The sequence below is a fragment of the Paenibacillus sp. E222 genome (assembly GCF_013401555.1).
GTDB lineage: Bacteria > Bacillota > Bacilli > Paenibacillales > Paenibacillaceae > Paenibacillus.
Window position 1 is genome coordinate 3159415 of the sequence record NZ_CP058552.1, and the last position, 26658, is coordinate 3186072.

Consider the following 26658-nt stretch of genomic DNA (forward strand, 5'->3'; position numbering starts at 1 on the left):
TAACCAATAGGTTATCCTTGTGATTCCTGAAGTAACTCAATATATGTCATAAGTTCCTTCACGCCTGCAAATTGCAGAGTCAGTTGGTTGTTAAGCTTTTGCAGGGCCAGCTGGAAGGCTTTATTGATCTGTGTATAATCCTGCGTGCCGACAGTGTTCAGAAGCTCTTTCATATGTTCAATGTAGTAGACGGATTTTCTTAAACTGCTAATGACCAATATCTTTCTTAACTCGGCTCGGGTATACATTCGATAACCGTTGTTAGGGTCTCTTTCGGAGCAAATTAAGCCTTCGGTTTCCCAATGCCTGATAGCAGAAGTGTTGACCCCGGCTGCTTCGGCAGCTTTTCCAATCGTCATCGCCTCCGTCGTTCCCCTCTTTTGATCGTTAGCAAAATCCACCTGTTGCACCATCTTCCATATGTCTTCCATTCGTTGCTTCTCCAGTTGGCTGTTGTACAGCTGCTGGTTCATAAGCCAGAGAGCATCCATCGTATCGCCCTGTTTTACTTTTCTCATAACCTCGTATACAACGGGAATCTCATATCCTTTCAATAATAAACGAATGGCAACAAAAGACTGAAGATGAACAGGGGTATAGTACCTGTGATTACTGACGGTCCGTGGAACGTCGGGAATGAGGTTCTCCTTTTCATACCGTCGCAGTGTAGTCGTACTTACATCCAGCCTTGTGGCAATCTGCCCAGGTGTATATGCTCGGTTCATGTTTCTTCTCCTCATGCTTCAAGTAAAACCTTCAAGTGCTACACTAACATACAACCCGCCAAAGTCCATATTTTATCCACATTTTATATTGAAAACCGGAAGATTGCATCCATGTTATACACTGAGGATATCAACAGTAAAGGACTGGTTCAATTGCAGAAAATGATTACTTTGTTAAATGGTTCGCAGCTTGAAGTGGGTCTGACGGGAGCGCAAGATCGTAGCGTCATTATGCTGCCCACAGCCAAAAAGCCCGTAACCGGACAAGAAGCCGAAACCCTAAAGTTATGGGGGGTTGATCCTGAATTGAGTGCAAAGTTTATCGACGGACTTTCCGGTGAATTTCAGATCCTGCATTTTGATTATGAAGGCCACTACATGGCACATCCCCATCCGGAACATTTTACGCCTGAATATATCGCTCAGGATTTGTTACGAATTGCGGATCAGATGAATGTGAATCGATTTAGTTATTATGGATACTCCTGGCTGGCTCTTGTCGGGCTTCAGTTAGCCCTACGGACTGACCGCATGGAAAGTCTCATTATGGGAGGATTCCCGCCATACGAAGGGCCGTATGATGAAATGCGAGTAGTGACCACAAAGACATATGAGGGAGCATTGAAGCAGCATGAAGAATCGGGAGAAATACACTCAGCAGAAGCTCTAATGAAAGTAGAAGAATTGAGTCCGGATCAATTGGATTGGGACAACGTGGAGTTAAAGATCGATCCGGCTCAAACGAAACAATTTGCGACCTTGTATCAAGGTTTAATTGATTTCGATGACCAACGTATTCAAACTCAGTTGAATATCCCCAGATTGGCTTTTGCAGGAGAGAGAGATACGATTGTGTATGGTGAGAAATTTGGCAGTGTGACGGTGGATATCGCTGGACGATTGCAAAAGCATAAACCCGTTCTTGAAAACCTCGGCTGGACCGTCGAAATCATCAAGGGAGCGGATATGGATCACACCAAAGCGATGCAGCCCAGTACCGTTCTCCCTATTATCCTTCCCTGGTTAAAAGCTCATTTAAGCTGAGGATCAGCAGAAACAATGTTGGATTACTGCGTTACATCGTCTAATGCTCTTTGTTTGCGCTGCTGATAATCCAGAATGGATTCGTATAACAATTGCTCGTTGAAATCCGGCCACATCACGTCCGTAAACCAGAGCTCGGAATAAGCGGCTTGCCATAATAGGAAATTGCTTAACCGTTTCTCCCCACTGGTTCGGATTAACAGATCGGGGGCAGGATTGAGTCCGGTATACAAAAACTTTTCGAATTCCGCCTCGGAGATTTCCGAGGTTTCTTTGTTTTCTTCATTGTTTTCAACGATGTACGTTTTGATGGCTTGCACAATATCGTTTTTACCTCCATAATTCATTGCAAAATACACAGCCATCCCGTTGTTCGTTTGGGTTAGTTCCACCACTTTGCGCATCGCTTCCTGTGTTTCGTCTGGGAATTTTGAGATATCTCCAATAAAATTAACTTTGATATTATTCTGATTCAGTTCCTGAACAGTTGTATCCTGTACAAATTCGACCACCAGACTAATGATGTAGTCGACCTCTTCCTTGGGCCTTTTCCAGTTTTCCGTAGAGAAGGCGTAAAGAGTGAGCGAAGCAATCCCGTTTTTGTGGCACATGCTTATCGTTTCCCGCATCGTCTGCATTCCTGCATAGTGCCCGGCACTTCGAGGCAGTCCTCTTCTCGTCGCCCATCTTCCATTTCCATCCATCATAATTGCGATATGCTTCGGGATGAATCCGTTCCAGTCGATGGAATGGATGGTATTAGGTTTTTCTTTATGTATACGGTTCCATTTCAATGGCAATTCCTCCTGATCCTCAAGCTAGAATGAGTTAGACTCGTAAAATGAATTCAAATATTCAAAATGATTCCCATAATTTACGTCTATTATATAGGATTGCACAGGGACAAGCCATGATAGGTTTACAATGTCACCAAGATGCAGAAGGATCACCTCGATGTTAAACAACAAATAACCCTTCATCTGTGGGATTACTTACAGGGAATGAACAGAGCCGCACACAACTATCGGTTATCCTACAAAAGCCTGCTCGTTTGCTGATTGAAAGAGCTTTCATTTCATCCGTATACTAAAGGTGTCAACAAGGTCGGATGTGTCTTATAGAACATCCATCTTCATTTGGAAAGGATGATTGGACATGGGAAGATTAACTGGAAAAGTTGCAATTATAACCGGTGCCGCGAGTGGTATGGGATTGGCTGGGGCTCAATTGTTTGCCAGAGAAGGAGCGAAGGTAGTTGCTACCGATGTAGCGATTGACGCTTTGCAGGAGCAAGTGAAACAGATCGAAGCTGACGGCGGCGAAGCGATTGCAGTAAAGCTGGATGTATCCAGTCCGGAATCATGGAATGCAGTTGTGGAAGAAACCATCGCAAACTATGGAAAAATTGATATTCTGGTCAACAATGCCGGCATTCACATCGCCAAAGGCATTCTGGAAGCAGAATTGGAAGATTGGGACAAGGTCATGTCCATTAACGGTACAGGTGTATGGCTGGGAATGAAGGCGGTTATCCCTTATATGCAGCAAAATGGACAAGGCTCCATCGTAAATACGTCCTCCATCGCTGCCATCATTGGCGGAATCGCCGATGCCCAGGGCGCAGCATACAGTGCTTCCAAGGGATCTGTGCGTTCACTGACCAAACATGGTGCACAATGGTTCGCCAAAGATAACATTCGTGTGAACTCTGTACATCCAGGGGCTGTGTTTACCGGCATGGTGGAAAAAGCGGGCATCAAGTCCCAAGTGGAGATGGGAGAGCATTACAAAAATCTCGCCCCACTGCCTCCGCATGCTGGAGAGTCCATGGATATCGCCTATGCCTACTTGTTCTTAGCTTCTGATGAATCCAAATTTATCACAGGTGTGGAGCTGCCAGTGGATGGTGGCTGGATCAGCAACTAATAGCAAAGTGATCGAAGCATTCAAAGAGGTACTGGTTTCTCAGTTGTCATGAGAGGCGGTGCCTCTTTCCATTTCATCCAATGATGGATTCAAATTCGAACGGTAAACTTCATTGGAGCGATTCATGCGTGTAAATTCCAGCAGCTGCTCCGCCATATAGGAGGCACTGTATTTGAAGTTGCTTTGCACCCATCCTGTAATTAAACCAAGAACTGCATTGGCCTGGTAACAGGCAAGAAGCTCCTTGTTCACTCGGGGGTCTGGCGACATATCGGTTACATCCTCCAGATACAGAGTTTTGAGCGTTTCATAGAGTGTATCCCGAAAACCTGAAAGCATGTTTGTGTTAACCAGCAAGGCATAGAAGGTGGCATGGCCAAGAACATGGTCGAAAATTTTGATAGCTGAAGCGTTCAGGTCCATGATTCCGAAATCCCGGTAGTGCTGGTAAGGGGCACGGTAGGCGAAGATCAGATCTGCCATCACGTCTTTCAAAATTTCGTTGAGTAAGTCTTCTCTATATACATAATGTTTGTAAAAGGTACTGCGGTTCACATCGGCCAATTTCACGATATCGGTGATGGTAATACTCTCGAACGGCTTACGCGACATCCATTCTAACAATGAGGCTTTCAGGGCCTGTTTGGATCTGTGGACTCTGCGATCCATGTCGGGTATAGATAGGGATTTATGCATTATACACATCCTCCTTTGCTGATCAATGATACATCTAACATGATGCGAAAGAAGCATACAAATATGTGAATAAATGGTGAATTACATGCGCTTTCAGTCCATGATGGTTCGTTCTACATTATAATAAACCAAAACGGACGAGGAGATGAACTCCAGTTGAAAAAACAAATGTGGATCATTACCGGCTTTGTAGTTGTAATTGTGTTGGGGGCCTATCTGATAGCAAACCTTGTGGGGAAAGAAGAAGCAGATAAGGCGGAAGCGCCCAATATCAAGAAAATAGTAGAAGATATCAGTACAGGCAAGGAGACACCGGAATCGGCCTCCATTAATGCCACCCAGTTAATCGTCACGGATAAAGGTAACCAAACGACAACCTACGACTTGCCTCAAAATGAATTTTTCCTTTCCATTGCACCCTATGTGGAACAGACTCATCCTTGTGCAATTCATAGCCTAACCGGATGTCAGGGCGAAATGAAAAATAAGAAGTTCATTGTGACGATTCATGATTCCGAAGGGAATACGCTCATGAAGGATGCTGAGATGAAGGCCGGCTCCAACGGTTTTATGGATTTTTGGCTAGCCAGAGATAAATCATACCTCATTCGTGTGGTGCATGATGGAAAGGTTGCAGAGACACAGCTATCTACCTATGAAGAAGATAATACGTGCATCACAACGATGCAGTTGAGTTAAAACGTCGTACGGTGCATTCTATCATCTTTTCAAAACTTTCGATGTGATCCAGACCCGCCTTGAATTGCGGGTTCTTTCATTTTTTCCTGTTCATGCGATGACAGGGAAGGTTTTGAACATGAAAAATAATAACTCTTTTGAATTGACAAAATCGCAATTCTACTGGATAATCCATTAGTGATAATGATAATTGTTATCATATAAATACATATAAATAGGGGAGAAAAGAGATATGAAAAAAGGATTAAAAGGACTTTTGATCATGCTGACGTTTGTGCTAGTCCTGGCAGGATGCGGTAAAGCCAATACTACTACAGATGCAAGTAAGGATGCTGATTCCGGTAGTGCTCCGGCAGAAGAGACAGCAGGTCCTGTGACGGTGAAGCATAAACGCGGAGAGCTGACGCTGGACAAGCCTGCAGAGCGAGTGGTTACGTTGGAATGGACATACACCGAAGATGTGGTTGCATTGGGCGTTCAACCAGTTGGTAATGCAGATAACGCCAATTACAAAGTATATGTATCATCCGAAGCAGGGCTGGATGACAGTGTAACGGATATTGGAACTCGGAGTGAGCCGAATCTGGAAGCCATCGCTGCATTGAAGCCGGATCTCATTATTGCCAATGCAGACAATAATAATGCGGTTTACGATCAGCTTAATGCAATTGCACCAACGATCGAATACGACCCGTATGATGGCGATGGCTATAATTATGACAAAATGACAGAGATCTTTAATAACATCGCAACTGCCCTTGGTAAAGAGGACAAAGCGAAGCAAGTACTAGATGAACTGGATCAGCATTATGCAGAAGCCAAAGAAAAACTGGCTGCTGCAGGTAAAGATAATTTCCACTTTGCTCTGACACAGGCATTCACGTATCAAAATGCGGCCAGTCTGCGCATGTTTACCGATAACTCGGTCGTGATTGGAACGTTGAACAAGATTGGTTTGGTTAACGATTGGCAGCCGGAAAAATTAGAAGGTTATGGTTTCTCTACAGTGGGGATTGAATCCTTATCTGATGTACAGGATAGTAACTTCATTTATATTACACAGCCAGACGATGATGTTTTTGGCACAGCAATGAAAGATAATTCGGTGTGGAACGGACTCAACTTTGTCAAGGAAAAACGCACATATCAACTGGATAGCACGACATGGACATTTGGTGGACCCATTTCCTCCAAAGCGTTGGTTGATGGCGTTGTTGAGGCGATTACCAAATGAGTTCGGTTCAGGCAACTAGGCCAGCAATGAACTGGCGTACAATAAGCATATATGGGGGCGGTCTATCCGCTCTCATCGTGCTTTTTTTTGTAAGCCTTTGTTATGGTGAAGCAGCCATTTCATTACACACCGTTTGGGACGCACTTACTGGCAGACAGAATACTTTAGAGCACAATATGATTTGGGATTTGCGTATGCCACGTACGGTTATTGGTATTATTGCAGGAGGGGCTTTGGCTGTAGCGGGAGCGCTGTTACAGACGATTACTCGAAATCCGCTCGCTGCATCAGACACGCTGGGCATTAATGCAGGAGCGTACTTTATCGTGGTGCTGGGAACCATTCTTTTTCCGGGCTTGCTCGGTCAGTCACCTTTTCTATTTGCAGCTCTTGGTGGTCTGGTGGCAGCATTCGCAGCTTATTTCATGGGTGGCGGACGAAGATCCAGCCCGGTACGACTTGCATTGTCCGGTATGATTGTGTCTATGGTGCTTGGTTCATTTACAAGCGCACTGCATATTTTTTTCTCCATGGAAACGCAGGGGCTGTTTCTTTGGGGTTCAGGAACACTCGTCCAGAATGACTGGAGTGGCGTAGCTTATGCATGGCCATGGGTGATTGGTATTACTATTCTCGCGCTAATCTTGTCCAGACAGTGGGATATGCTGGAGCTGGATGAATCAACGGCGTCCTCATTGGGACAAAAGGTTGGACTCGCTCGTGCCGGTGGTTTGATTATCGCGGTATTGCTGGCTGCGGTGATTGTCAGTGTAATCGGGCCAATTGGCTTCGTGGGACTAGTGGCACCACATTTAGTCCGATTGAGTGGAGTACGCTCCAATCGGTTAGTGCTGCCCGGTGTTTTTATATGGGGAGCGGCTCTCCTGGTTGGTGCGGACGTACTCGCCAAGATGGTGCATAACTCCAGCATGGAGCTGCCGACAGGTGCTGTAATGGCGATTATTGGTGCACCGTGGCTGATCTGGCTTGTACTCACACGCATGAAGGCAGCGAACGGGTCGGGCATGTCCACTTCAATGAGCACAGGAACACCTTCACGTCGCTTTGCATTCGGCCCAGTGGCTGTCATATTTTCGGTCATCACTGTAGTGCTGATCTTGCTAAGTACCATGTTTGGCGGTATGCGAATTCCGCTGGCTGATCTGTTACCAAGTCTATTCCAATCAGATGGACTATTCTCTGCGTTGGTTCAACTTCGAATTCCGCGTACGCTAGTTGCCGCAGGTGCAGGGGCTGCACTGGCGATCAGCGGTGTGCTCATTCAGATGGCGGTACGTAATCCGCTGGCGGATGCCTCAATTGTTGGGGTATCCTCTGGTGCAGGGCTTGGAGCAATGATGGTCATCATTTTGTTCCCGGGTCTTCCTATGTATTTGCTGCCGATCGCGGCAATCATCGGTGCAGCCATCGCCGCAGTAGTTGTTTTCTCCCTCTCTTGGAAAAAAGGGCTGAACCCATCTGCGGTTGTGCTGCTGGGAATTGCGATGTCTGCCATTGCAGGAGCAGGAATTCAGATTCTGATTGTCCGTGGTGCGGTATACGGTAGTAGTGGATACATCTGGCTAACAGGGAGTACCTATGCCCGGACCTGGGATCAGGTTAAAATTATCGGCCTGTTTTTAATTATTCTGGTTCCGGTAGCCTGGTGGTTGGCTCGCAGATTTGAATTGTTGGTATTCGACGACAATAGCGCATCAGGACTTGGACTGAGCGTGCGGCGAACACGATTACTAGCAATGACGACAGGGGTGTTACTAGCAGCAGGGGCTGTTGCCTGTGTAGGGACTGTCGGCTTTATCGGTCTTATTGCACCCCATATGGTTCGCTTGCTCACGGGACACAAATTAAGACGATCGATGTTTTTATCCGCATTGGCGGGGGCTGTCATGCTGGTGCTGGCCGATACGATCGGGAGAACTGTCATGGCGCCAACAGAGATTCCATCCGGAATACTCATTGCGATCATTGGCACACCGTATTTCCTGTATCTGATGTATCGTTCCAACTTGCGCAAGTCAATATAATTTTTAAATTCAGGAAGCCTGCCATTGAGCAGGCTTTTCATTGTTTACCTGTTTGTTCCGCATGTCTGATCAAGTCAGGTATCCCCTTTTGTTACCCGGCCTAAAAATAATAAAAATCCCCCTGATCTACAGTGGGGGATATCTCTGACAAGTAACGCAGAACTCTTATTGTGGTATAACGGAGTTGTTTTTCAGCATTCCACTGTTATCTACCGATAGGATCGCTTGCTGCAACGTTTCTTTATCCTGAACCAAAGCGAATCTCACATATCCTTCACCGGAAGGGCCGAAGGCACTTCCTGGCGTTACGATTACACCCGCTTGTGTAACCAAATCCATGGCAAACTGTTCTGAGGTATCGTAGTGGTCTGGAATCCGACTCCAGATGAACATGGTGGCTTCGGATTTGGCGATATGCCAACCGAGGTTGGTGAATCCTTCGCACAGGACATCTCTGCGCTCCTCGTAGATATCTCTAACCCGCTCAACTTCACTCTGATCCCCTGTGATTGCAGCAATGGCTGCCTTTTGAATCGGAAGAAACATGCCGTAATCCATGTTGGATTTCAGCTTTTTAAGCACAGATACCACATCCGGGTTCCCCACACAAAAGCCGATCCGTGCCCCGGCCAATCCATAGGTTTTGGATAACGAGTTGAATTCAATACCAACATCCATCGCGCCGGGATAAGCTAGGAAACTTCCGCACGTTTTCCCATCGAACACCAGCTCGCTGTAGGCATTGTCATGGAGAACGATAATGTCATATTTCTTGGCAAACTCAATCAGATCCAGATAGAACTGATCGGGTGCCATCGCTGTCGTCGGATTGTTCGGATAGGATACAAGCATGAATTTTGCTTTGCGCGCAACCGCTTCAGGAATGTCCTGGAGTTGAATAACATACCCGTGTTCTTCTTTTTGGGGCATATAATACAGCTCGGCTCCTGCCAGTAGAGGTCCATCAGCAAAGACCGGATAACAAGGATCGGGTACAAGGACCAGATCTCCTTCATCAACAATCGCCAACGAAATGTGGGCAAGGCCTTCCTGTGATCCAAGCAAGGAGCAAATTTGGGTTTTCGGGTTCAGTTCAACATGGTAACGCCGCTTGTACCATTCACTGACTGCCTGCAGCAATTCGCTCTGATCATTTACAGCATATGTATAGTTTGAAGCATCTGCTGCTGCCTCGCATAAAGCCGTCATGATATGTTGGGCCGGGGGAATATTGGGTGTACCTACACTTAGATCAATGACAGGTTCTCCATTCTCCAGTCGTTGCCTCTTGATCTCCAGCAAACGGGTGAATATCCCTTCACTGAAATGTTCCATACGTTTAGCAAACTTCATGATTACACAGCTCCCATAACTGATTCTGTCTTTCTATTCTCACTATTTCTATCATAAATGGAGAAAGGTCAAATGAGAAGAGAGGCAGATGATCTTCATGCACCGCACTTCCAAACGTTGAAGATAAAGCTTAGAAAATAGTTGTATTTTGAATATAGTATGTTATGATATCTCTAATTAAAGAATTATTTTCTATATATAGAAAATAATTACATTAAAACAACACTCTGTATCAAATCCGCTAAAAGCGTTTTTTTATTCCATCATATTGAAAGCGTTTGCATTGAACAACCGGAGTAATTATATAACTTGCTGTGATTTCATTCTCCGGTCTTCAGATTTATTCAAGGGTTATTGTCTGAGCCATGATGAACCTTGCAGAACCGGTTGAGAGAGGCTCGACTTAAACCATATATGCTAACGTTTTTCCAGGAGGCACTCTGCGAGAAGGGAGGTGAGCGATCAAGGATTCACGTCTTTAAAACAAATTCAATTCAAATTGGAGGGGAAATGAATGATTCGAAAACGGTTGATATTTTTAATGGCATTTGTTCTGATATTTAGTGGTTTGCCTATGGGAATCACCCATGCTGCCAATCAGCCTCTAGCAAAGCTTCCTGGAAACGCGAACCCGCTCATGGATCATAAATTGGGAGCCGATCCTTATGTGCTGGTACACAACGGCCGAGTCTACGTCTATATGTCAAGTGATTCTTATGTGTACAACAGTAATGGTACGGTAAAAGAAAATGACTTCAGCATGCTGAATAAAGTTCATGTCATATCCTCTGCCGACATGGTGAACTGGACAGACCACGGGGCCATTCCGGTGGCAGGCAGCAATAATGCCAATAACGGGCAAGGTATTGCCAAGTGGGCCTGGGGCTCCTGGGCTCCGGCCGTTGCCAAAAAAAGCATAGCAGGAAAGGACAAGTTCTTTCTTTACTTTGCGAACAGTGCATCAGGCATTGGTGTGCTTACGGCGGATTCACCCATTGGACCGTGGAGCGACCCGCTTGGCAAGGCGCTGGTAACACACGGTACGCCAGGCATGTCAGGTGTGACATGGCTTTTTGACCCGGCAGTGCTGGTTGATGATGATGGTACAGGATACCTGTATGTCGGTGGGGGCATACCGAATACTTCCGATCCAGCCTCGATTGCGAATCCCAAAACGGCCCGTGTGCTCAGGCTGGGAGACAATATGACCAGTGTCGTTGGCAGTGCGGTCACCATTGATGCGCCTTATTTGTTCGAGGATTCGGGCATTCATAAGTACAACGGTAAATATTATTACTCGTACTGCATTAACTTTTCAAGCACACACCCGGCTGCCTATCCGGCAGGAGAGATTGGTTACATGGTAAGTGACAGTCCTATGGGTCCGTTTACGTACAAAGGTCATTTTTTGAAAAATCCGTATGCCTTCTTCGGTGTTGGCGGGAACAATCACCATGCTGTATTTAATTTCAATAACCAGTGGTACACCGTGTACCATGCCCAAACGGTGAGTAAAGCTCAGCATGGTGATGGCAAGGGATACCGTTCGCCGAATATCAACAGGGTGGTGCATAATGCGGATGGCACGATCCAGGAGGTGCAGGGCAACCTAGCGGGCATTTCGCAGATCGCCAATCTGAACCCATATAACCGGGTGGAGGCTGAGACGATTGGATGGCAAGCGGGAATCACAACCGAGGCATCTCAGGCTAGTGGTGGACCGTTCAGCAACCAGAATGTCACGAATATTCATAATGGCGACTGGATTGCCGTGGGTAACGTGGACTTTGGTTCTGCTGGCGCTAATACCTTCAAAGCCAATGTCGCTTCAACCGTAGGCGGCAAAATCGAAGTTCGTCTCGACAGCGCGACAGGCCCACTTGTAGGCACGCTTAATGTAGCTTCAACGGGTGGTGCACAGACCTGGAAGGAAGTTCAAACCACCGTAAATAATGCCACAGGTGTACACCGATTGTATCTGGTGTTCACGGGTACAGGCGGTGCTAATCTGTTCAATCTGGATTACTGGCAGTTTGGCAACAACACATCCAGCAATCCGGTCACCAAGGTTGAAGCCGAGAGTATGACCATTAGTGGTCCATATGCGGGAACGATCAGTTCCCCCTTCAACGGGGTAGCTTTATATGCTAATCAGGATGCTGTGGCGTATAACCAATACTTTGGCAATCCAACTCATCAATTCTCGGTTCGTGGGGCTTCCAATAACAGCAGTACAGCAAGAGTGGATCTGGTCATTGGCGGTGTAACACATGGTTCCTTTTATTTCACTGGAACGGCGCCAACCGTTCAAACCCTGTCCAACATTACACATGCAACGGGTAACCAGGAGGTCAAGCTGATCGTGACCACGGACAACGGGACATGGGATGCGTATGTGGATTATATCGAATATTCCTTGTGATCATTCATTATAAGATCTGAAATTCCTGTGATTGGCATATGTTTCAATGATTCTGAGAACGATCAGGAGGCATGCGAATGTGGAAGAGGATAGGCCTTTTATTACTGGTTCTACCGCTGTTTGTCATGTCGTTTCCCGTGGCTCCCACTTCGGCGGCTACGACGTTTAGCAATCCCGTAATTCATGCCGATGTGCCGGATAGCGACGTGATTCGGGTAGGCAATGCGTATTATATGACCAGTACCACGATGCATATGAACCCGGGAGTACCAATCATGAAATCATACGATCTCGTGAATTGGGAAATTGTGAATTATGTCTATGATACGTATGCAAACACCGACTCCCATAATTTGAACAATAGTCTGAATGAATATGGAAGAGGCTCCTGGGCGAGCAGTCTGAGATATAACAACGGTGTCTATTATGTAGCCTTTAGCTCGCTCTCTACGGGCAAAACCTATATCTATAAGACCAGCAATATTGAGACAGGCCCATGGACAATAGCTACTTTGGGCAGCTATTATCACGATGCTTCCCTGCTTTTTGACAACGGGCGGGTATTTCTGGTCCATGGTACTGACAATATCAGCATCGTTGAGCTTAATGCGGAGGCAACGGCAGTCAAAGCGGGCGGCCTGAATCAGGTTCTTATTGCCAACGCCAGCAATGTGGCTGGCTCGAATTTCATTGTGAAGGCTGAGGGTGCCCACATTCAGAAGATTAACGGGAAGTATTATGTGTTTCTGATCGCTTGGCCTACAGGGGATGGTCGCGTTCAAATTGTCTATCGTGCGGACAGCTTGACCGGGCCGTATACAGGCCGTGTTGTACTAAGGGATTCAGGCATTGCCCAGGGAGGAATTGTCGATACAGCCGCAGGTTCCTGGTATGGTCTGCTCTTCAGAGATAGCGGCGCAGTCGGACGTATTCCTTACCTTGTTCCGGTAACATGGTCTGACAACTGGCCTGTCTTTGGCGTGAATGGCAAGGTTCCGCTGACGATGAATGTTCCAGTGGAGGGGTATCCGGCGAAAAAGATTTATGGCTCTGACGAATTTAACGCCGGATCGGGCACAGATACGGGTTCGGTGCAGCCGTTATTAGTCAACGGTGGTTTCGAAGAGGCCAGCCTGAGTCCGTGGACCAGCAACAATACGGCATCCATTGCGGCTACCTCCTCAGAGTTTTTTGGCGGCTCCAAAAGCTTGCTGGTCAGTGGCCGACAACAGACGGCTGGCGGGGTGAAACAGGTGATTACGGGCAAGGTGACGCAGGGCGGCATGTATACCTTTTCGGCAAAAGTAAAATACACGACCGGTCCCGCAACCAAAACGTTCAACTTGAGCATTCAGAATGGGCCGAGCTATATGGGCATTTCCATTATGGGCAGTGCGACGCTGACCCGGGGGCAATGGGGTACGATTCAGGGAACGTACACGGTTCCGGCTAATGCGGACCTGTCACAGACCTTCGTATTTCTTGAGACGCCGTACAGCTCGAATCCAGACCCTGCCAATGATCTGATGGATTTCTATGTAGACGATGTTTCATTCAATACAACTGCTGCGACTGGAGGAACAAGCACAGGTCTTGCGAAATTCTGGCAGTGGAATCACAATCCTGATCCGGTCAACTGGTCGCTGACACAGCGCTCCGGCTTCATGAGACTGACAACGGGTAAAGTAAGTCCCAGCATTCTGGAGGCCAGAAATACATTGACCCAAAGAACGTTCGGACCGAAAAGCACAGGTATGGTGGCGATGGAAACAGCAGGCATGAAGGACGGCGATTATGCCGGGCTTGCCGCTTTTCAAGCGAGGTACGGCTTCGTCGGCGTGAAGGTGTCGGGGAATGCCAAATCCATCGTCATGGTCAATGCTGGCTCGGGAACGACGACCGAGGTGGCCAGTGTGCCGTTGAACCAGAACAGGGTGTACTTCCGGGTGATGTGCGATTTCACCAATCAAACGGACAAAGCCTACTTTGCGTATAGTCTGGAAGGTACTAACTGGACAACCATCGGAAACACGCTGCAGATGTCTTATACGCTGCCGCACTTTATGGGCTACCGTTTTGCTTTGTTCAATTATGCAACCAAGTCCACGGGAGGGTTTGTTGATTTCGACTACTTCCGTGTAGAGTAATTGAAGCATGAGGCACCATTCTTTTTAAAATGTTGAACCCTCGCATGAAGCTATGCGGGGGTTTAATTCATTTTCTACGGAGCTGGGCCAAGGCTCGCCTCAACTTATTTGGTATAAATGATATGATTTTTCGTGCAATTACCCTTAAAATAGAAGAGTATGAAACTTATGGCGTGAGCTTGTTCGTTATATTCGTCAAATTCTGCTTCAACGATTAGTGGTAATTATCTATGTTTACTGGAGGAGAAGGAATGAAACGTGTTTACCTGTTACTGTTAATACTATTAACCCTTAGCGCATGCGAGCAGACTAATACTAGTACCGACCAAGATGACACTGCTGTTGCTGTGAGAGATATCGATGTGAAGGATGCTAAAAACATACAAATTCCGAAGAGTACAAAAGGTGGTTCAACAAAAAATGCCTCCGATTTTGTAGCTGAAGACAAAAGTGTGCTATCTGCTGAGGACTTTGAAACGGCTTATCAAATGTGTGCGCAAGCTCTATCTGAGTATTATAAGGCGATTTGGAACGGCACGGACATTGATTTGGATACCTACATCGACAATGAGAACCTTAAGCAATATACGCAAAATAAAATTACATCTCAATATGGTTTGTTTCGCAAAAACAAGCTTACTTATAACCAAGTGACAGACGTTGATATTGATGCTGAAAAAGCAGACTTTTATGAAAGGGATCAACGTTTTTTCTATTTTAAATTGAATGCACATGTCAAAAAAGACCTGGGTAACTTTGCTGAACCTACTGAATTTCTTGTACAAAATTTGAATGGAAAGTTAGTTATTGTCGATTGGTATACTGGTGCAAAGGATAGCTATGATTCCACTGTGAGAGGAGAAAATCAGATTATTGATAATCCCGATATATGGGACGAATTGGGAATAGGTAAATCAATTTATTGAAATGGAGGGTGACCAATAATGAACGAACCCTGGGCCGCTTCGATGAGGGGAGTTCCCTGGAACGAGGACAAAATGAACAAGGCTATCATTCAACTGCGGAATCGGGCAACGATTAGTTTTGTTGTCGGGCTGGACGAGGTGCGTGATCTGAGGAAACTGGATGAACATGTGTTTGCCACACGACCCGATTTGATTTTAAATGTATCCAACATAGATGTGAAGGAGCGGTATTCAGAAGAGTTTCTGGAGACACTTGCTGGTTTAAAACATGTCACCGCTTTGCAGCTGGATATCAAACAGCCACAGGATTTGAATGTACTGAGTGCGCTGCAAAAGATGGAGTTTCTGAACATTCGCTCACCTAAAAAGCAAAATTTGGACTTTATCCAGAATTATAAATACTTAAATTACCTTGCACTTAGCGGGAAATTTTCCGATCTGTCTCCCATCGAAGACTGTATTCGACTGAGTACCCTCGTCTTGAACTGTGCTATTGATCAGCTTGATTTTGTTATGGACCTGCCGTTGATCGATTACTTGGCAATGGATCATTGTACATTGAATGGTTCACTCAAAGTACTGGCTGAATCGAATATCCGCATGCTAAGGTTGTCGTCCGTGAAGAATCTGACCGAGATTGATGCATTGGGGGCACTACATCATCTAGTCTTTCTGCATCTGTCATTGCCCAAAATTGAGCAGTTGTGTGACTTCTCACACATGAAGAATCTGCGGCAGCTTGAACTGGATTTCATGAAGTCCCTGCAAGAGATTGAGAACCTGTGGACTGCGGACGGGTTGGAGGTGCTGGAACTTAAAGAAATACATAAGGGGATAAAGGCAGAAACTTTTGAGCGTATGACCGAAATGCAAAATTTGAGACAGGTGGATTTTCGTTTTATTGATCACAGTAAAGGCCGTATTGCTGCCATGCGTGAACGAATGGTTAAAGCAGGGAAAGGACATCTTCTCTATGAGAATATTCCTGAAGAACAGCGAATCCCTTCGATGGCTCATGTGCACCTGTCCAAAATTCTAATGTAGACAGACAGTACACCAGCGCCTGCTTTCGAGCGGACGCTGGTGTATTTACAATCTTCGGTTCTTGCCCGCTCACATCTGGTTAGCCATGGCTGGAGGAGATGAATGGCTCATTACCCGCATGACGCTTGCGGTATTCTCCGGGGGTCAGCCCATACCGACGTTTGAACATGCGGATGAATGAATTCACATTTTGATAGCCGACCTGTGTCGCAATGTCCTGAATTCGCAGATCTACATTCACAAGCAGTTCCTTGGCCCGCTCAACCCGCAGATTGTTCAGATATTCGCTGAAGTTGATATTCGTCTTTTCCTTGAAAATACTGGAGAGGTACCCCGATGTTAAATTCAACTTGTCGGCGACAATATTCAAATTAATATCTTCTCCATAATGATGATCCAGGTAGTCCAGCACAAAGGTGATGACCGGATCACGCGTTTCCAGCTGGCTTCGTACTGCCTCAAGTACCGGTTGAGCCAGAGCCTGAAGCCATTCCCTGTACTGCTGCATGGAATGGAAACCAGCAAATGCCTCTCCCGGAGGAGAAGAGCGAAGCTCGGATTCGATATGCGTCAAATTCAGCTTCATCACTGTCTTGCCCATTTGTTCGACTGCGCCGATTGCAAATGTGTGGAAGTCTTCTGCGGCTGCATCCTTATGCTGCAGTTGTTCCAGCTGGCGGTCCAGCCAAGCGAATACGGCCTCTTCATTGCCAGATTGCAGCAGGTTGTGCAGTTCCTCCCCATAGGTGACCTTCACATGAAAAGCATTTGACGAAGAAGCCCGCGGCTCCACAATAACCTGCGTCTCCCCATTTAGCCTGCGCTCTTTCAACAGCATGGACAGGTTGCTGTACGCATCGGTAAACGGAATTTCACCGGAATATACGGGACTTACCGCGATGGTGAGATAGAGGGTTTCTTCGACAGCCAGCAGCTCCTTCAGTGTATCGAGCGCCTGCAAAATACCGCTCTGCGGACCCGGATCGAACAGCAGCAGGAGCAGTTGGTCCTGCTCAGGCTGAATGGCAACGCTATTAGTTTTGTGGCTGGTGAACAGGCTCTGAATCAGCTTCCATAATAACAGGGTATGCTGCCCGAATTCATCCGGCTGGGATTTGAAGCCCACCTTGAACAGAATGGAGACATAGGGTTGTTCGGATTGCTGGGTATCCTCAAGCTCCGCCAGATAGGAGCTGAGCGGGATATTCTTCACTTTATGAATATAAGCGTACTGGCGTACGAGAGAGTTCTTCTGCGCAAGGTCGCTTTGAATGTAACGGCTATTCTCCAGAATGGAGCTTAGGCGGTCGCCAATCATGGCGAATTCTTTTACACTGCTCCATTTGTTAGGTCCGCTGTCCGGATTTCGGTCCAGCGCGGCAATAAGGCGCTGGAGCGGCTGGTTTAATCGTAAGCTGAAAAACAGGGAGGAGAGCACGCTAATCAGTACAGCAGCGCCAAGCAGGAAAGCCAGCAGCAGCTGCATGCCTCGCATTTCCGCAGCGATTACCGCGGCCTGGGTGACCCGGACATAAGTAAACCCGGTTTGTTTGCCTTTTTCATAGAAGTAATACTGATCCCCAATGCGTTCATGTTTGCTTCCGTCCGCAGGGAGCTGCGGATTCTGCAGTTCCCCCTCCATCGTGGTAAAAAGCAGGCGTCCCTCGTTGTCCAGAATGTAGAACGGATTATTAGCGGCATCGCCATATGTGTCCTGCATACGCTGTGGATCCAGCATAACAATGCCGTACACATCTTCATAGGGAATGGCTTTCATCATGACCGGCATCAGTTGACCGAGAGAGCGGGATGAGTGAACGGTATTTTCCGTAAAAGCTGCGGCAGGCATGACTTTCAGGAACTGGTTGTTCATCGTTTGCGTTTTCCAGTAAGCCGGAGGGTATTCTTTACTATAATAATATTTACCGAACATATCGCTGGCACTGCTAAGACCTTCCTTCTCCAGCACATAGTCTTCTTGCTTGAAATAAAGAATGAAATTGTCGATATGCAGAAAAGGATTGGAATACAGCGTGGAGAGGTCAGACTTCACCTCTGCGGGAATATCGTAACGGCGGTTCTCCTTGATGTGGCTCAAAATGCCCAGATTGGCGGTCCAGGTATCCGATTGAGTGAGAGCCAGAATCATGTTCTGGGTCAGTCGGAAGTGATTTTCGTACCCTTCAACGGTCTGTGCAAGGCCCAGTTCATTTTGTCTGACCATCTCCTGATAGACCTTGTTGCTTAAGTACAGATGGGAGAACAGATTAAATGAAGCCAAAATCAGGATGACACTGAGGAAGCTCAGCATTAGCTTGACAAACAGTCCATTCAGCGCAAATTTGCTTGTAAGCAGTCCCTTCATTATGACATTCCCCCTTGAGTACAGCCCCGGATCGAGTAGTTTAATCCTATCATAGCGGCATAAAGCTGACACAAACAATATACACTTTTACTGAATTATACGCGGATATCTGGAAAAAAGGAGTAAAGGCGAAAAGTTATATAACATGTAGATAGCGCTTTCTAAAGGTTTATAGCTATAATTCGAATACGAACCCCGGAATTTCAGGGTAAGTTAGCTGACATACCAGACAATTTAACTCATCTAAGCAAGAGGGGGCATGTCGATGGCTGATGCTAGCGTAACGCAGCGCACACTGCATAAGGAAGCGCACCGGCCGCCTCGGCGGAAGTCGCGTTTGATCAGAATCTGGAACAGGAACAAGGCGCTATGGCTGCTATTCCTGCCATGCCTCCTGTATTATTTGATCTTCCGCTATGCGCCGATGTTTGGTCTGGTCATCACGTTCAAGGATTACAATCTGTTTAAAGGAATCTGGGCCAGCGATTGGGTGGGATTCAAATATTACCGGATGTTTCTGGAAAATCCCGATTTTTGGCCGCTGATGAAGAATACGTTTCTGCTTGGATTGTATAAGCTGGTGTTTGGCTTCCCGGCCCCAATCCTGCTGGCCATTCTGCTGAATGAGGTACGGAAGGCAGCATTCAAGCGTTTTGTACAGACGGTCAGCTATCTGCCACATTTCATCTCGAATGTAATTGTGGCGAGTATGGTGATTATGTTCCTGTCCCCAACCGGAGGGCTCATTAACAATTTGCTCGCAGGTATCGGCATTGGACCGATCAATTTCATGAATGAACCCGGGCTGTTCCGGGGCATCTACGTCCTGTCGGAAATCTGGCAGCATATCGGCTGGGAGACCATTATTTATCTGGCCGCGTTGACGGCCATCGATCCGCAGTTGTATGAAGCCGCGGATATGGACGGAGCAAGTCGATTGCGCAAAATCTGGCATGTTACACTGCCCGGTATATCTCCTGCGATCGTCATTACGTTGATACTGAATATCGGCAAAGTGCTGGAGATCGGCTTCGAGAAAGTTTTCCTGATGCAGAATCCGGCGATCTACGATACAGCGGATATCATCAGCACGTATGTCTACAGGGTAGGCATGGTACAGGGGAATTTCAGCTATGGTGCGTCCATTGATTTGTTCATGGGAGTCATCAGCCTGATTTTCATCTATACGGCCAACTGGCTCAGCCGTCGATTAAGTGAGACCAGTCTATGGTAGAAAGAGGTGTGGCGTGAACTCACTCCGATTTTCCTGGTTCAACGTTGTGGCATCCCTGATTCTGCTGTTCGTTGTGGTGGTCACACTTTATCCGTTCCTTCATATGCTCGCGGTTTCCCTCAGCAGCAACGTAAACGTCATCCAAAACAATATTTCCTTCTGGCCCAAGGGCTTTAATCTGAGCATGTACAAATTGGTGCTGGGCGATCCGCAAATCTGGACGGCTTACCGAAACACAATCATTTATACCGTGCTTGGCACACTGATCTCGCTGGTGGTTACATCCACCGGAGCCTATGCACTGTCCAGAAAAGACATGGCACTGCGCAATAGCTTCACCGTCCTGATTGTCATTACGATGTTTTTCAGCGGTGGGATGATTCCAACCTTCCTGGTGGTCCGTTCCTTGAATCTGGTGGACACCGTATGGGGTATGGTTCTTCCGGGGGCAGTCAGCACCTGGAACCTCATTCTGATGCGCACGTTTTTCTCAGGCATCCCCAAAGAGCTGGAGGAATCGGGCCGAATGGATGGCCTGAACGATATTGGCATCTTCATTCGTATCATTGTGCCGCTGTCCAAGGCATCCTTTGCCACGATTGCCCTGTTCTATGCCGTGGGCATGTGGAACAACTTTATCTTTCCGCTGCTCTATCTAAGGTCTCCCGATTTATTTCCGCTCCAGGTGCTGCTGCGTAATCTCGTGCTGGCCGGCAGCGCAAGCTCAGGCGACGTAACATCCATTGGGGGAGATAACCTGGTAGTGGAGGAATCGCTCAAGTATGCGACCATTATGGTCTCAACCCTGCCGATTCTGGTCATCTATCCGTTTGTACAGAAGTATTTCGTCAAGGGAGCCATGGTTGGTGCGGTCAAAGGCTAAGTGAGGCATGAAATGCACCGCGAATTCAGATTAAGGGAGAGAAGCTTATGGGCAAATGGAAATCGGTAATACTTCCCCTGCTGATTGCAGTAACGATGGTAGCAGGGTGCAGCGGCGGCAACGGTGCCGACCCGCAAACAGATACCAAGGGGAACAGCACTGGAAATAACTCCACCGGGGCAGCAAAGACCTTCACGGCCCTGCTGGACAACAATGCCACATTCCCCTATTCCAAGAGCTGGCCCATCTGGAGCTGGCTGAAGGAGAAGACGGGTGTCACGCTGGAAGTGCAGACACCTTCGGGCAAGCTGGATGAGAGCCTGAATCTGGCGATTGCCTCCAAAGCGCTGCCTGATCTGATGTATATGCCCAATCGCAAGGATTCGAACAAGTTTGGTCAGCAGGGCGCACTGGTGGATCTGATGGAGTACATGGACAGTATGCCAAATCTGAAGGCATGGATGAAGCAGTATCCCGAGGAGGCAAAGGCTGCCTTGTCCGCCGACGGCAAAATGTATATGTTCCCGAATCAGGGCTTCGGCGAGACGAATCGCATGATCTGGATGTACCGCAAGGATGTTTTTGACAAGGAAGGTATTCAGGTTCCAACAACCTATGAAGAGTTGCATGCGGCGCTGAAGAAGCTGAAGGAGAAATACCCGGACAGTTACCCGCTCTCGATTCGCTACGGTCAGATCCCGGATGAGATGAATGCCAATATGACGGTGAACTACGGAACGGGTGAGGGTGCCTACTATGATTTTGACCAGAAGCAATGGCGTTATGGACCGACTGAAGACAACTACAAGGCCATGGTAGGGATGTGGAAAAGTTTTTACGATGAAGGGTTGGTCCCGCCCGATTTCTTATCATTGCAAACCAAGCAGTGGCAGGATATGGTCTCGACTGGAAAATCATTTGTGACCATTGATTATATCAGCCGGATTGATTTTTTCAATAATGCCATGCAGCAGGAGAATCCGGAGTTCAACATGCAGTTTATGGCCCCTCCGGCAGGCGTTTCAGGTGGCAAACAATTAAATCCGTATTTTCATTATATGGAAGGCGGATTGACGGTGGCCTCGACCTCCAAGAACATTGATGATGTGATGAAGTACATGGACTTTTTCTATTCGGAGGAAGGACGTACGCTGAGCAGCTGGGGTGTAGAGGGCGAGACCTTTATAAAGGAAGGCGATACGATCAAGTTCAAGCCGGAGTATAACGATGTCATTGAAATGCGCAAGCAGACAGGGCTTCAGACCAGCGGGACCTATACCTGGATTGATTTCAATGCGCACTTATCGCTGTTCTCTGACGATCTGAAGCATGCCTATGAAGAAGCGGTCAAATATGATCCCCCCGCAATGCAGCCAAGACCTGCTTTTACAGAAGTGGAAAATGAGGTCATATCCATTACCGGTCAGGCGATCAAGAAGCACCGTGACGAGAGCTTTGCCAAATTTGTTACGGGTTCCCGGAGTCTGGCAGATTGGGAGAAGTATGTAGAGGAGATTAACAATCTCGGAGTAGATAAGCTGCTGAGCACCTATAAGGAAGCGTATGATCGTGTTCAGAATGTTCAGCTGAGCGCGAAATGAGCGACTGTACGGCACAGGAATCCTAGACCATTACAGAATGGCAAAAGGAGGCTTCGCTTATGAAAAAGCAGCATCTGCGTGTGTACTCCGGATTCAGACTGGGATTGTTTCTGTTGTTCTGTATGGTGACGATTGGAATAGCTGTCCCTGGCAAGGCAGAAGCGGCGGGTTCAATTTCACTGGACGCGCCGGCGGGCGGGTATGTGTCGGATGGAGGGCTGGTGGAAATTGGGGGCAGTTATACCGACTTGTATGACATTCGATTGTTTGTGGACGGAACGGCTCAATTCGAAGTGGTATTACATGATCCGGATGGGGATGACAGCGGCACCTGGTCTTATATGCTGGATACCTCAGCCTATAACGGGACTGTGGAACTGGTGGTTCGTGGACTGGATACGTCCACCCGTTACGGGGTATGGGGAGCGCCTGCTACCCTTACCGTTAATAACCCGGCAGCTGCTGTTCCCGAAGTAACGATCACGGGGCCATCTGAGGGCGTGTCTCTTAGCGGTCAGGTGGAGATCTCTGTCGAAACCAGCTCGCCTCTGCCGATCTTACAGGTAGAGGTTCGGGTGAATCGCGGGCCATGGGAAGAGGCCGTTCAGCAAGGCTCTGCGTATGTATACACCTGGGACACGGCGGGACTTGGCGATCGCACGGTCAGTCTGGAGGCCAGGGCGACCAGTGCACCGGAGCGTTATGGTTATAGCCCGACGGTGTATGCTCAGGTGGGGACCGGGACGCATGAGACTGCCGTTCCTCTTCCTGTACAGGAGCGGGCCATGTGGATCTGGGAACCGGAGAGCTATAAGCTGCTGCTGAACCCTGGATCGCGCCAGGTGCTGGAATCATTCATTGCCGATACGCAGACATTCGGCCAAACACCGGTCCAGACGCTTTATTTTGCAGTGGGCGGTTATGCCGGATACGATGCACTGGAGGCGCAGGAAGTGGAGTTGCGTTCTTTCGTGAGCTGGGCGCACAGCAAAAATCTGCAGGTTCATGCGTTGATTGCAGGCGGCACTACGCCGGCCTATATGGGCGCTTACGAGAAATATCACCATCATGCCGTGCAGGAAATGGAGCAGGTAATCAATTACAATCTTGCAGCGGGGGATACGGAGAAGTTTAACGGCATCAATGTGGATATTGAGCCTTATATCTCTCCCGACTTTAAAGACCCAAGTCATTTCTTGCAGAAGGAATATCTGGATGGCCTGCAAAAGATGATTAGTCGCCGGGATACCGCAGGAATTCGGCTTCCGTTCGGCCCTGCTGTGCCCAAGTGGTATGACACATCGGATCAAGCAGCAAATATTTCATGGAATGGCTCCAACAAATGGCTGTCCGAGCATGTTCAGGATCTCTCCGACTATATCTCCATTATGGATTACCGGGATACGGCGGATGGCTCCGCTGGTATTATTGCCGGGGCTGCTGGAGAGCTGGCTTATGCGGATCAGATCGGCAAGCCGAATTCCGTTGTGATTGGTGTGGAAACCCTGGATATCGCCAATAGCGGAGACCCGGAGACCATTACCTTCTGGGAGGAGGGGCGTATCCACATGGAAGCCGAGCTGGATAAGGTGTATGCAGCTTACGGGCAGAGCAGCGCCTTTGGCGGCATTGCCGTCCATCACTATGATTCCTACCGGGCACTTCCTTCTTATTGGGGGCCAGGTGGCGTAATTTGGACAGCGCCGGATGACTATGAAGCCCCTTCTGCCCTTTCAGGGGTTCCTTCCATCAAGACCACTGATGATCAGACTGTACATCTGAATTATGGAATGGCTTCGGATAACATGGAAGTGGAACGCTATGTGATATATCGGAGCACCGTGCAGGGCTTCACGCCTGCTCCTGCGGATATCGTCGGATTCGCCCGCGCCCTGAATTACCAGGACAAGGGACTGCTGCCGGATACGACATATTACTACCGTATTGCAGCCCGCGATTTGCGTGGCAATATCGGGCCACTCACTGATGAAGTGTCGTCGACCACTGGTAGTACCTCATTGAAGCCACTGATTGTAACGGACATGAATCTGGTCTATGGCGGATCAGGGGTATCTGTCACTCTGAAGGTCAGAGATTATGATACAGGCGCAATAATTTCGGGGGCGAAAGTCGAAGGGAGATTTACTTATGCGGCGGGGCGTTACACCAGCGGGACAACCGGAGTGGATGGGAGCGTGACGCTTGTCTCGGAAGCGGTGGGACCGGGCAGACAGGTAGGTTTTGAACCTCGCAGAATCCGTTACAATGGCTATTACTACGCAGCAGGTCATGATTCGCCGCATACAACGCTGCTGATGTTGAATGCCAGCAATTGAACAAGCAGGCAAGCAATGGCTTGAAGGAGGAGGAAGCACATGAATGTGAATGACTTGGTGGAACCGCTAAGGACTCATATCGTTGAGCATATGTCTGTGCAGGTTTATGCGGATCGGAATCAGATGGGAGCTGCGGCTGCGGCTGCGGTTGGGGCCAGATTAAGACAGCTGCTTCAGGATGCGGAGCGTCAGGTACGCATGGTGTTCGCTGCGGCTCCTTCGCAAAACGAATTGTATGAAGGTCTGGTACGGGAGCAAGGTATCGATTGGTCAAGGGTCTGCGCCTTTCATATGGATGAATATATGGATCTGGCGGATACGGCTCCCCAGCGCTTTGGTCAATATTTAACGGATCGGCTGTTCAGTCGGGTGCAGCCTGGGCGGGTGGAGCTGTTGGGTGGGCTACAAGATGCGGAGCAGGAGTGTCAGAGATATGGAGACCTGCTGCGTGCGGCTCCTATTGATATCGTTTGCCTTGGGATCGGAGAAAATGGGCACATCGCCTTCAATGATCCGCCTGTTGCCGATTTTGTAGATTCGAGGATCGTCAAAGCGGTAAAACTGGACGAAGCTTGTCGCCGTCAGCAGGTGAACGATGGGTGCTTTGCCCATCTGGATGATGTGCCTGCGGAGGCGTTGACCCTGACTGTGCCAACGTTGATGGCTGGAAGGGAGCTGTTCGCAATTGTACCGGGAGCATCCAAGCGACGTGCGCTTGCGGCAGCTTTACATGATCCGATCAGCACAGCATGTCCTGCCACCATCCTGCGTACACATCCTCGAATCACGATGTTCACAGACCGGGAAGCCTACGGCCTGTGAGCGTGCCAATGATCGGGAAGCACTACAGAACAGGGTTGCCCATTGAGGTGGAGGTCAGAGAGGGACGTATCACTGCTGTTACTGATCTTGAAATGTCGCCTCCCCTAGATCGCCTGCCCTGGCTTGCGCTAGGACTGGTAGATTTACAGGTGAACGGCGGATGGGGGCTGGATCTGAACACAGCACCGCTGTGTCCAGATACGGTAATACAGCTGACCCGGAAGCTGCAAAGCCAAGGTGTTACAAGTTATTGCCCGACGTTGATTACGAACAGCTCGGAACGGATGACTGAGGCGGCTTCCGCCATTGCAAAAGCCGTTCGGCTGAACCGGGATGCTGCCGAGGGAATTGCGGGCATTCATCTGGAAGGCCCATTCATTTCGCCGGAGGATGGCCCACGCGGCGCCCACCCAAGGCAGCATATTGTTCCGCCTGATTGGGAGGCCTTCAGCCGTTGGCAGGATGCCGCCGATGGGTTGATTCGCATCATTACTCTTTCCCCGGAGTGGCCTGGTTCAGCTTCATTTATTGCCCGGTGCTGCGAATCCGGCATTCTTGTCTCGATTGGACATACGGCAGCTACGCCAGAGCAGATCAGGGAAGCGGTCTCCGCAGGAGCGGTAATGTCTACACATCTTGGCAACGGCGCACACCTGATTCTTCCGCGTCATCCGAACTACCTGTGGGAACAGCTGGCGGCCGATGAGGTGTATGGGTGCATGATCGCGGATGGTCATCATCTTCCACGGTCCGTGCTGGCCGTAATTCTCCGGATGAAACGGAACCGCGCCATTCTGGTCAGTGATGCCGTCTCGCTGAGCGGTATGCCACCAGGTTCCTACCACCTGCATATCGGCGGAGATGTGGTATTGACGACGGACGGTCGGCTGCACCTCGCCCGCCAGCCTGACCTGTTGGCTGGCTCGGCGATGATGCTGCCGGATCAGGTGGGGTATCTTGTGGAAGCGGGGTTGTCCGGGCTTCCCGATGCCTGGGACTGTGCATCGGTGCATCCGGCCCGGCTGCTTGGGCTTGAACAGGCCGCAGGATTTGAGGTCGGCGCGCCTGCCGATATCGTTAGCTTCAACATGGATGGTGGAAAGTTAAGTGTCTTGCAGTGCTGGAAGAATGGCCGGATCTGTCCACAGAGCTGAGA

At 48.4% G+C, this 26658-nt stretch carries 20 protein-coding genes; 15 read left to right on the forward strand and 5 right to left on the reverse strand.

The genetic code is table 11. The features are described from left to right. Positions 1-11: 11 nt before the first annotated feature. Positions 12-725 (reverse strand): MerR family transcriptional regulator, encoded by a 714-nt coding sequence (locus HW560_RS14090; protein ID WP_090903716.1) that lies wholly within the window; start codon positions 723-725, stop codon positions 12-14. A gap of 111 nt (positions 726-836) precedes the next feature. On the opposite strand from HW560_RS14090, the gene HW560_RS14095 reads away from it, so the two are divergent. After that, the gene (locus HW560_RS14095; protein WP_257031909.1) at positions 837-1769 is read left to right on the forward strand and encodes an alpha/beta fold hydrolase; all 933 of its coding nucleotides are present in this window, start codon (positions 837-839) and stop codon (positions 1767-1769) included. Between the two features lie 23 nt (positions 1770-1792). Here the strand turns inward: HW560_RS14095 and HW560_RS14100 are convergent, their stop codons facing one another. Next, positions 1793-2563, reverse strand: coding sequence for an undecaprenyl pyrophosphate synthase (locus HW560_RS14100; protein ID WP_257031910.1), 771 nt, complete (start codon positions 2561-2563; stop codon positions 1793-1795). 361 nt (positions 2564-2924) lie between these two features. Between HW560_RS14100 and HW560_RS14105 the strand changes: the two genes are divergently transcribed. Next, positions 2925-3695, forward strand: coding sequence for an SDR family NAD(P)-dependent oxidoreductase (locus HW560_RS14105; RefSeq protein ID WP_090903715.1), 771 nt, complete (start codon positions 2925-2927; stop codon positions 3693-3695). Positions 3696-3734: 39 nt separating this feature from the next. On the opposite strand, the gene HW560_RS14110 is transcribed toward HW560_RS14105, so the two are convergent. Then, positions 3735-4391 (reverse strand): TetR/AcrR family transcriptional regulator, encoded by a 657-nt coding sequence (locus tag HW560_RS14110; RefSeq protein WP_179263578.1) that lies wholly within the window; start codon positions 4389-4391, stop codon positions 3735-3737. A gap of 156 nt (positions 4392-4547) precedes the next feature. Between HW560_RS14110 and HW560_RS14115 the strand changes: the two genes are divergently transcribed. The 3 genes from HW560_RS14115 (at position 4548) to HW560_RS14125 (ending at position 8369) form a co-directional block, all read left to right on the forward strand. Beyond that, entirely contained in the window at positions 4548-5090 is a 543-nt protein-coding gene (locus HW560_RS14115) for a CueP family metal-binding protein (protein WP_090903713.1), read from the forward strand. Between the two features lie 232 nt (positions 5091-5322). After that, complete coding sequence (locus tag HW560_RS14120; protein ID WP_090903712.1) at positions 5323-6324, forward strand: ABC transporter substrate-binding protein; 1002 nt, start codon at positions 5323-5325, stop codon at positions 6322-6324. Then, entirely contained in the window at positions 6321-8369 is a 2049-nt protein-coding gene (locus HW560_RS14125) for an iron ABC transporter permease (RefSeq protein ID WP_090903711.1), read from the forward strand. Before HW560_RS14120 ends, HW560_RS14125 begins: the two co-directional genes overlap by 4 nt. A 165-nt stretch (positions 8370-8534) precedes the next feature. Here HW560_RS14125 and HW560_RS14130 read toward each other — a convergent pair whose 3' ends face one another. Then, the gene (locus tag HW560_RS14130; protein ID WP_090903710.1) at positions 8535-9722 is read right to left on the reverse strand and encodes an aminotransferase class I/II-fold pyridoxal phosphate-dependent enzyme; all 1188 of its coding nucleotides are present in this window, start codon (positions 9720-9722) and stop codon (positions 8535-8537) included. Between the two features lie 514 nt (positions 9723-10236). On the opposite strand from HW560_RS14130, the gene HW560_RS14135 reads away from it, so the two are divergent. The 4 genes from HW560_RS14135 to HW560_RS14150 all read left to right on the forward strand — a co-directional run bounded on the left by HW560_RS14135 (position 10237) and on the right by HW560_RS14150 (position 16261). Continuing rightward, on the forward strand, positions 10237-12144 hold the full coding sequence (locus HW560_RS14135; protein ID WP_179263580.1) for a carbohydrate-binding protein: 1908 nt from the start codon (positions 10237-10239) through the stop codon (positions 12142-12144). A 77-nt stretch (positions 12145-12221) separates the two neighbouring features. Further along, positions 12222-14291 carry a beta-xylosidase family glycoside hydrolase gene (locus HW560_RS14140; RefSeq protein WP_179263582.1) on the forward strand — a complete coding sequence of 690 codons (2070 nt, stop codon included), beginning with the start codon at positions 12222-12224 and terminating at the stop codon, positions 14289-14291. Between the two features lie 251 nt (positions 14292-14542). After that, positions 14543-15217 (forward strand): hypothetical protein, encoded by a 675-nt coding sequence (locus HW560_RS14145; RefSeq protein WP_090903707.1) that lies wholly within the window; start codon positions 14543-14545, stop codon positions 15215-15217. Between the two features lie 18 nt (positions 15218-15235). Further along, positions 15236-16261 carry a leucine-rich repeat domain-containing protein gene (locus HW560_RS14150; protein ID WP_179263584.1) on the forward strand — a complete coding sequence of 342 codons (1026 nt, stop codon included), beginning with the start codon at positions 15236-15238 and terminating at the stop codon, positions 16259-16261. Positions 16262-16340: 79 nt separating this feature from the next. Here HW560_RS14150 and HW560_RS14155 read toward each other — a convergent pair whose 3' ends face one another. Then, positions 16341-18626, reverse strand: coding sequence for a helix-turn-helix domain-containing protein (locus tag HW560_RS14155; protein ID WP_179263586.1), 2286 nt, complete (start codon positions 18624-18626; stop codon positions 16341-16343). A 265-nt stretch (positions 18627-18891) separates the two neighbouring features. On the opposite strand from HW560_RS14155, the gene HW560_RS14160 reads away from it, so the two are divergent. From HW560_RS14160 to HW560_RS14185, 6 genes are read left to right on the forward strand one after another with little or no spacing between them, the layout of a single operon-like run. Continuing rightward, positions 18892-19860 (forward strand): ABC transporter permease, encoded by a 969-nt coding sequence (locus tag HW560_RS14160; protein WP_090903704.1) that lies wholly within the window; start codon positions 18892-18894, stop codon positions 19858-19860. Positions 19861-19873: 13 nt separating this feature from the next. Beyond that, entirely contained in the window at positions 19874-20743 is an 870-nt protein-coding gene (locus HW560_RS14165) for a carbohydrate ABC transporter permease (RefSeq protein ID WP_072734581.1), read from the forward strand. Positions 20744-20790: 47 nt separating this feature from the next. After that, positions 20791-22344 carry an extracellular solute-binding protein gene (locus tag HW560_RS14170; protein WP_090903703.1) on the forward strand — a complete coding sequence of 518 codons (1554 nt, stop codon included), beginning with the start codon at positions 20791-20793 and terminating at the stop codon, positions 22342-22344. Between the two features lie 59 nt (positions 22345-22403). Continuing rightward, complete coding sequence (locus HW560_RS14175; RefSeq protein ID WP_179263588.1) at positions 22404-24680, forward strand: Ig-like domain-containing protein; 2277 nt, start codon at positions 22404-22406, stop codon at positions 24678-24680. Between the two features lie 39 nt (positions 24681-24719). After that, on the forward strand, positions 24720-25502 hold the full coding sequence (locus tag HW560_RS14180) for a glucosamine-6-phosphate deaminase (protein ID WP_179263590.1): 783 nt from the start codon (positions 24720-24722) through the stop codon (positions 25500-25502). Then, positions 25499-26656 (forward strand): N-acetylglucosamine-6-phosphate deacetylase, encoded by a 1158-nt coding sequence (locus tag HW560_RS14185; RefSeq protein ID WP_257031911.1) that lies wholly within the window; start codon positions 25499-25501, stop codon positions 26654-26656. The genes HW560_RS14180 and HW560_RS14185 overlap by 4 nt, the downstream gene beginning before the upstream one ends. Positions 26657-26658 lie beyond the last annotated feature (2 nt).

Bases quoted from the DNA above. Each gene is read 5' to 3' on its own strand.
- HW560_RS14090 (WP_090903716.1), bottom strand. From the start codon at position 725: ATGAACCGAGCATATACACCTGGGCAGATTGCCACAAGGCTGGATGTA.
- HW560_RS14095 (WP_257031909.1), top strand. From the start codon at position 837: ATGTTATACACTGAGGATATCAACAGTAAAGGACTGGTTCAATTGCAG.
- HW560_RS14105 (WP_090903715.1), top strand. From the start codon at position 2,925: ATGGGAAGATTAACTGGAAAAGTTGCAATTATAACCGGTGCCGCGAGT.
- HW560_RS14110 (WP_179263578.1), bottom strand. From the start codon at position 4,391: ATGCATAAATCCCTATCTATACCCGACATGGATCGCAGAGTCCACAGA.
- HW560_RS14120 (WP_090903712.1), top strand. From the start codon at position 5,323: ATGAAAAAAGGATTAAAAGGACTTTTGATCATGCTGACGTTTGTGCTA.
- HW560_RS14125 (WP_090903711.1), top strand. From the start codon at position 6,321: ATGAGTTCGGTTCAGGCAACTAGGCCAGCAATGAACTGGCGTACAATA.
- HW560_RS14130 (WP_090903710.1), bottom strand. From the start codon at position 9,722: ATGAAGTTTGCTAAACGTATGGAACATTTCAGTGAAGGGATATTCACC.
- HW560_RS14135 (WP_179263580.1), top strand. From the start codon at position 10,237: ATGATTCGAAAACGGTTGATATTTTTAATGGCATTTGTTCTGATATTT.
- HW560_RS14140 (WP_179263582.1), top strand. From the start codon at position 12,222: ATGTGGAAGAGGATAGGCCTTTTATTACTGGTTCTACCGCTGTTTGTC.
- HW560_RS14145 (WP_090903707.1), top strand. From the start codon at position 14,543: ATGAAACGTGTTTACCTGTTACTGTTAATACTATTAACCCTTAGCGCA.
- HW560_RS14150 (WP_179263584.1), top strand. From the start codon at position 15,236: ATGAACGAACCCTGGGCCGCTTCGATGAGGGGAGTTCCCTGGAACGAG.
- HW560_RS14155 (WP_179263586.1), bottom strand. From the start codon at position 18,626: ATGAAGGGACTGCTTACAAGCAAATTTGCGCTGAATGGACTGTTTGTC.
- HW560_RS14160 (WP_090903704.1), top strand. From the start codon at position 18,892: ATGGCTGATGCTAGCGTAACGCAGCGCACACTGCATAAGGAAGCGCAC.
- HW560_RS14170 (WP_090903703.1), top strand. From the start codon at position 20,791: ATGGGCAAATGGAAATCGGTAATACTTCCCCTGCTGATTGCAGTAACG.
- HW560_RS14175 (WP_179263588.1), top strand. From the start codon at position 22,404: ATGAAAAAGCAGCATCTGCGTGTGTACTCCGGATTCAGACTGGGATTG.
- HW560_RS14180 (WP_179263590.1), top strand. From the start codon at position 24,720: ATGAATGTGAATGACTTGGTGGAACCGCTAAGGACTCATATCGTTGAG.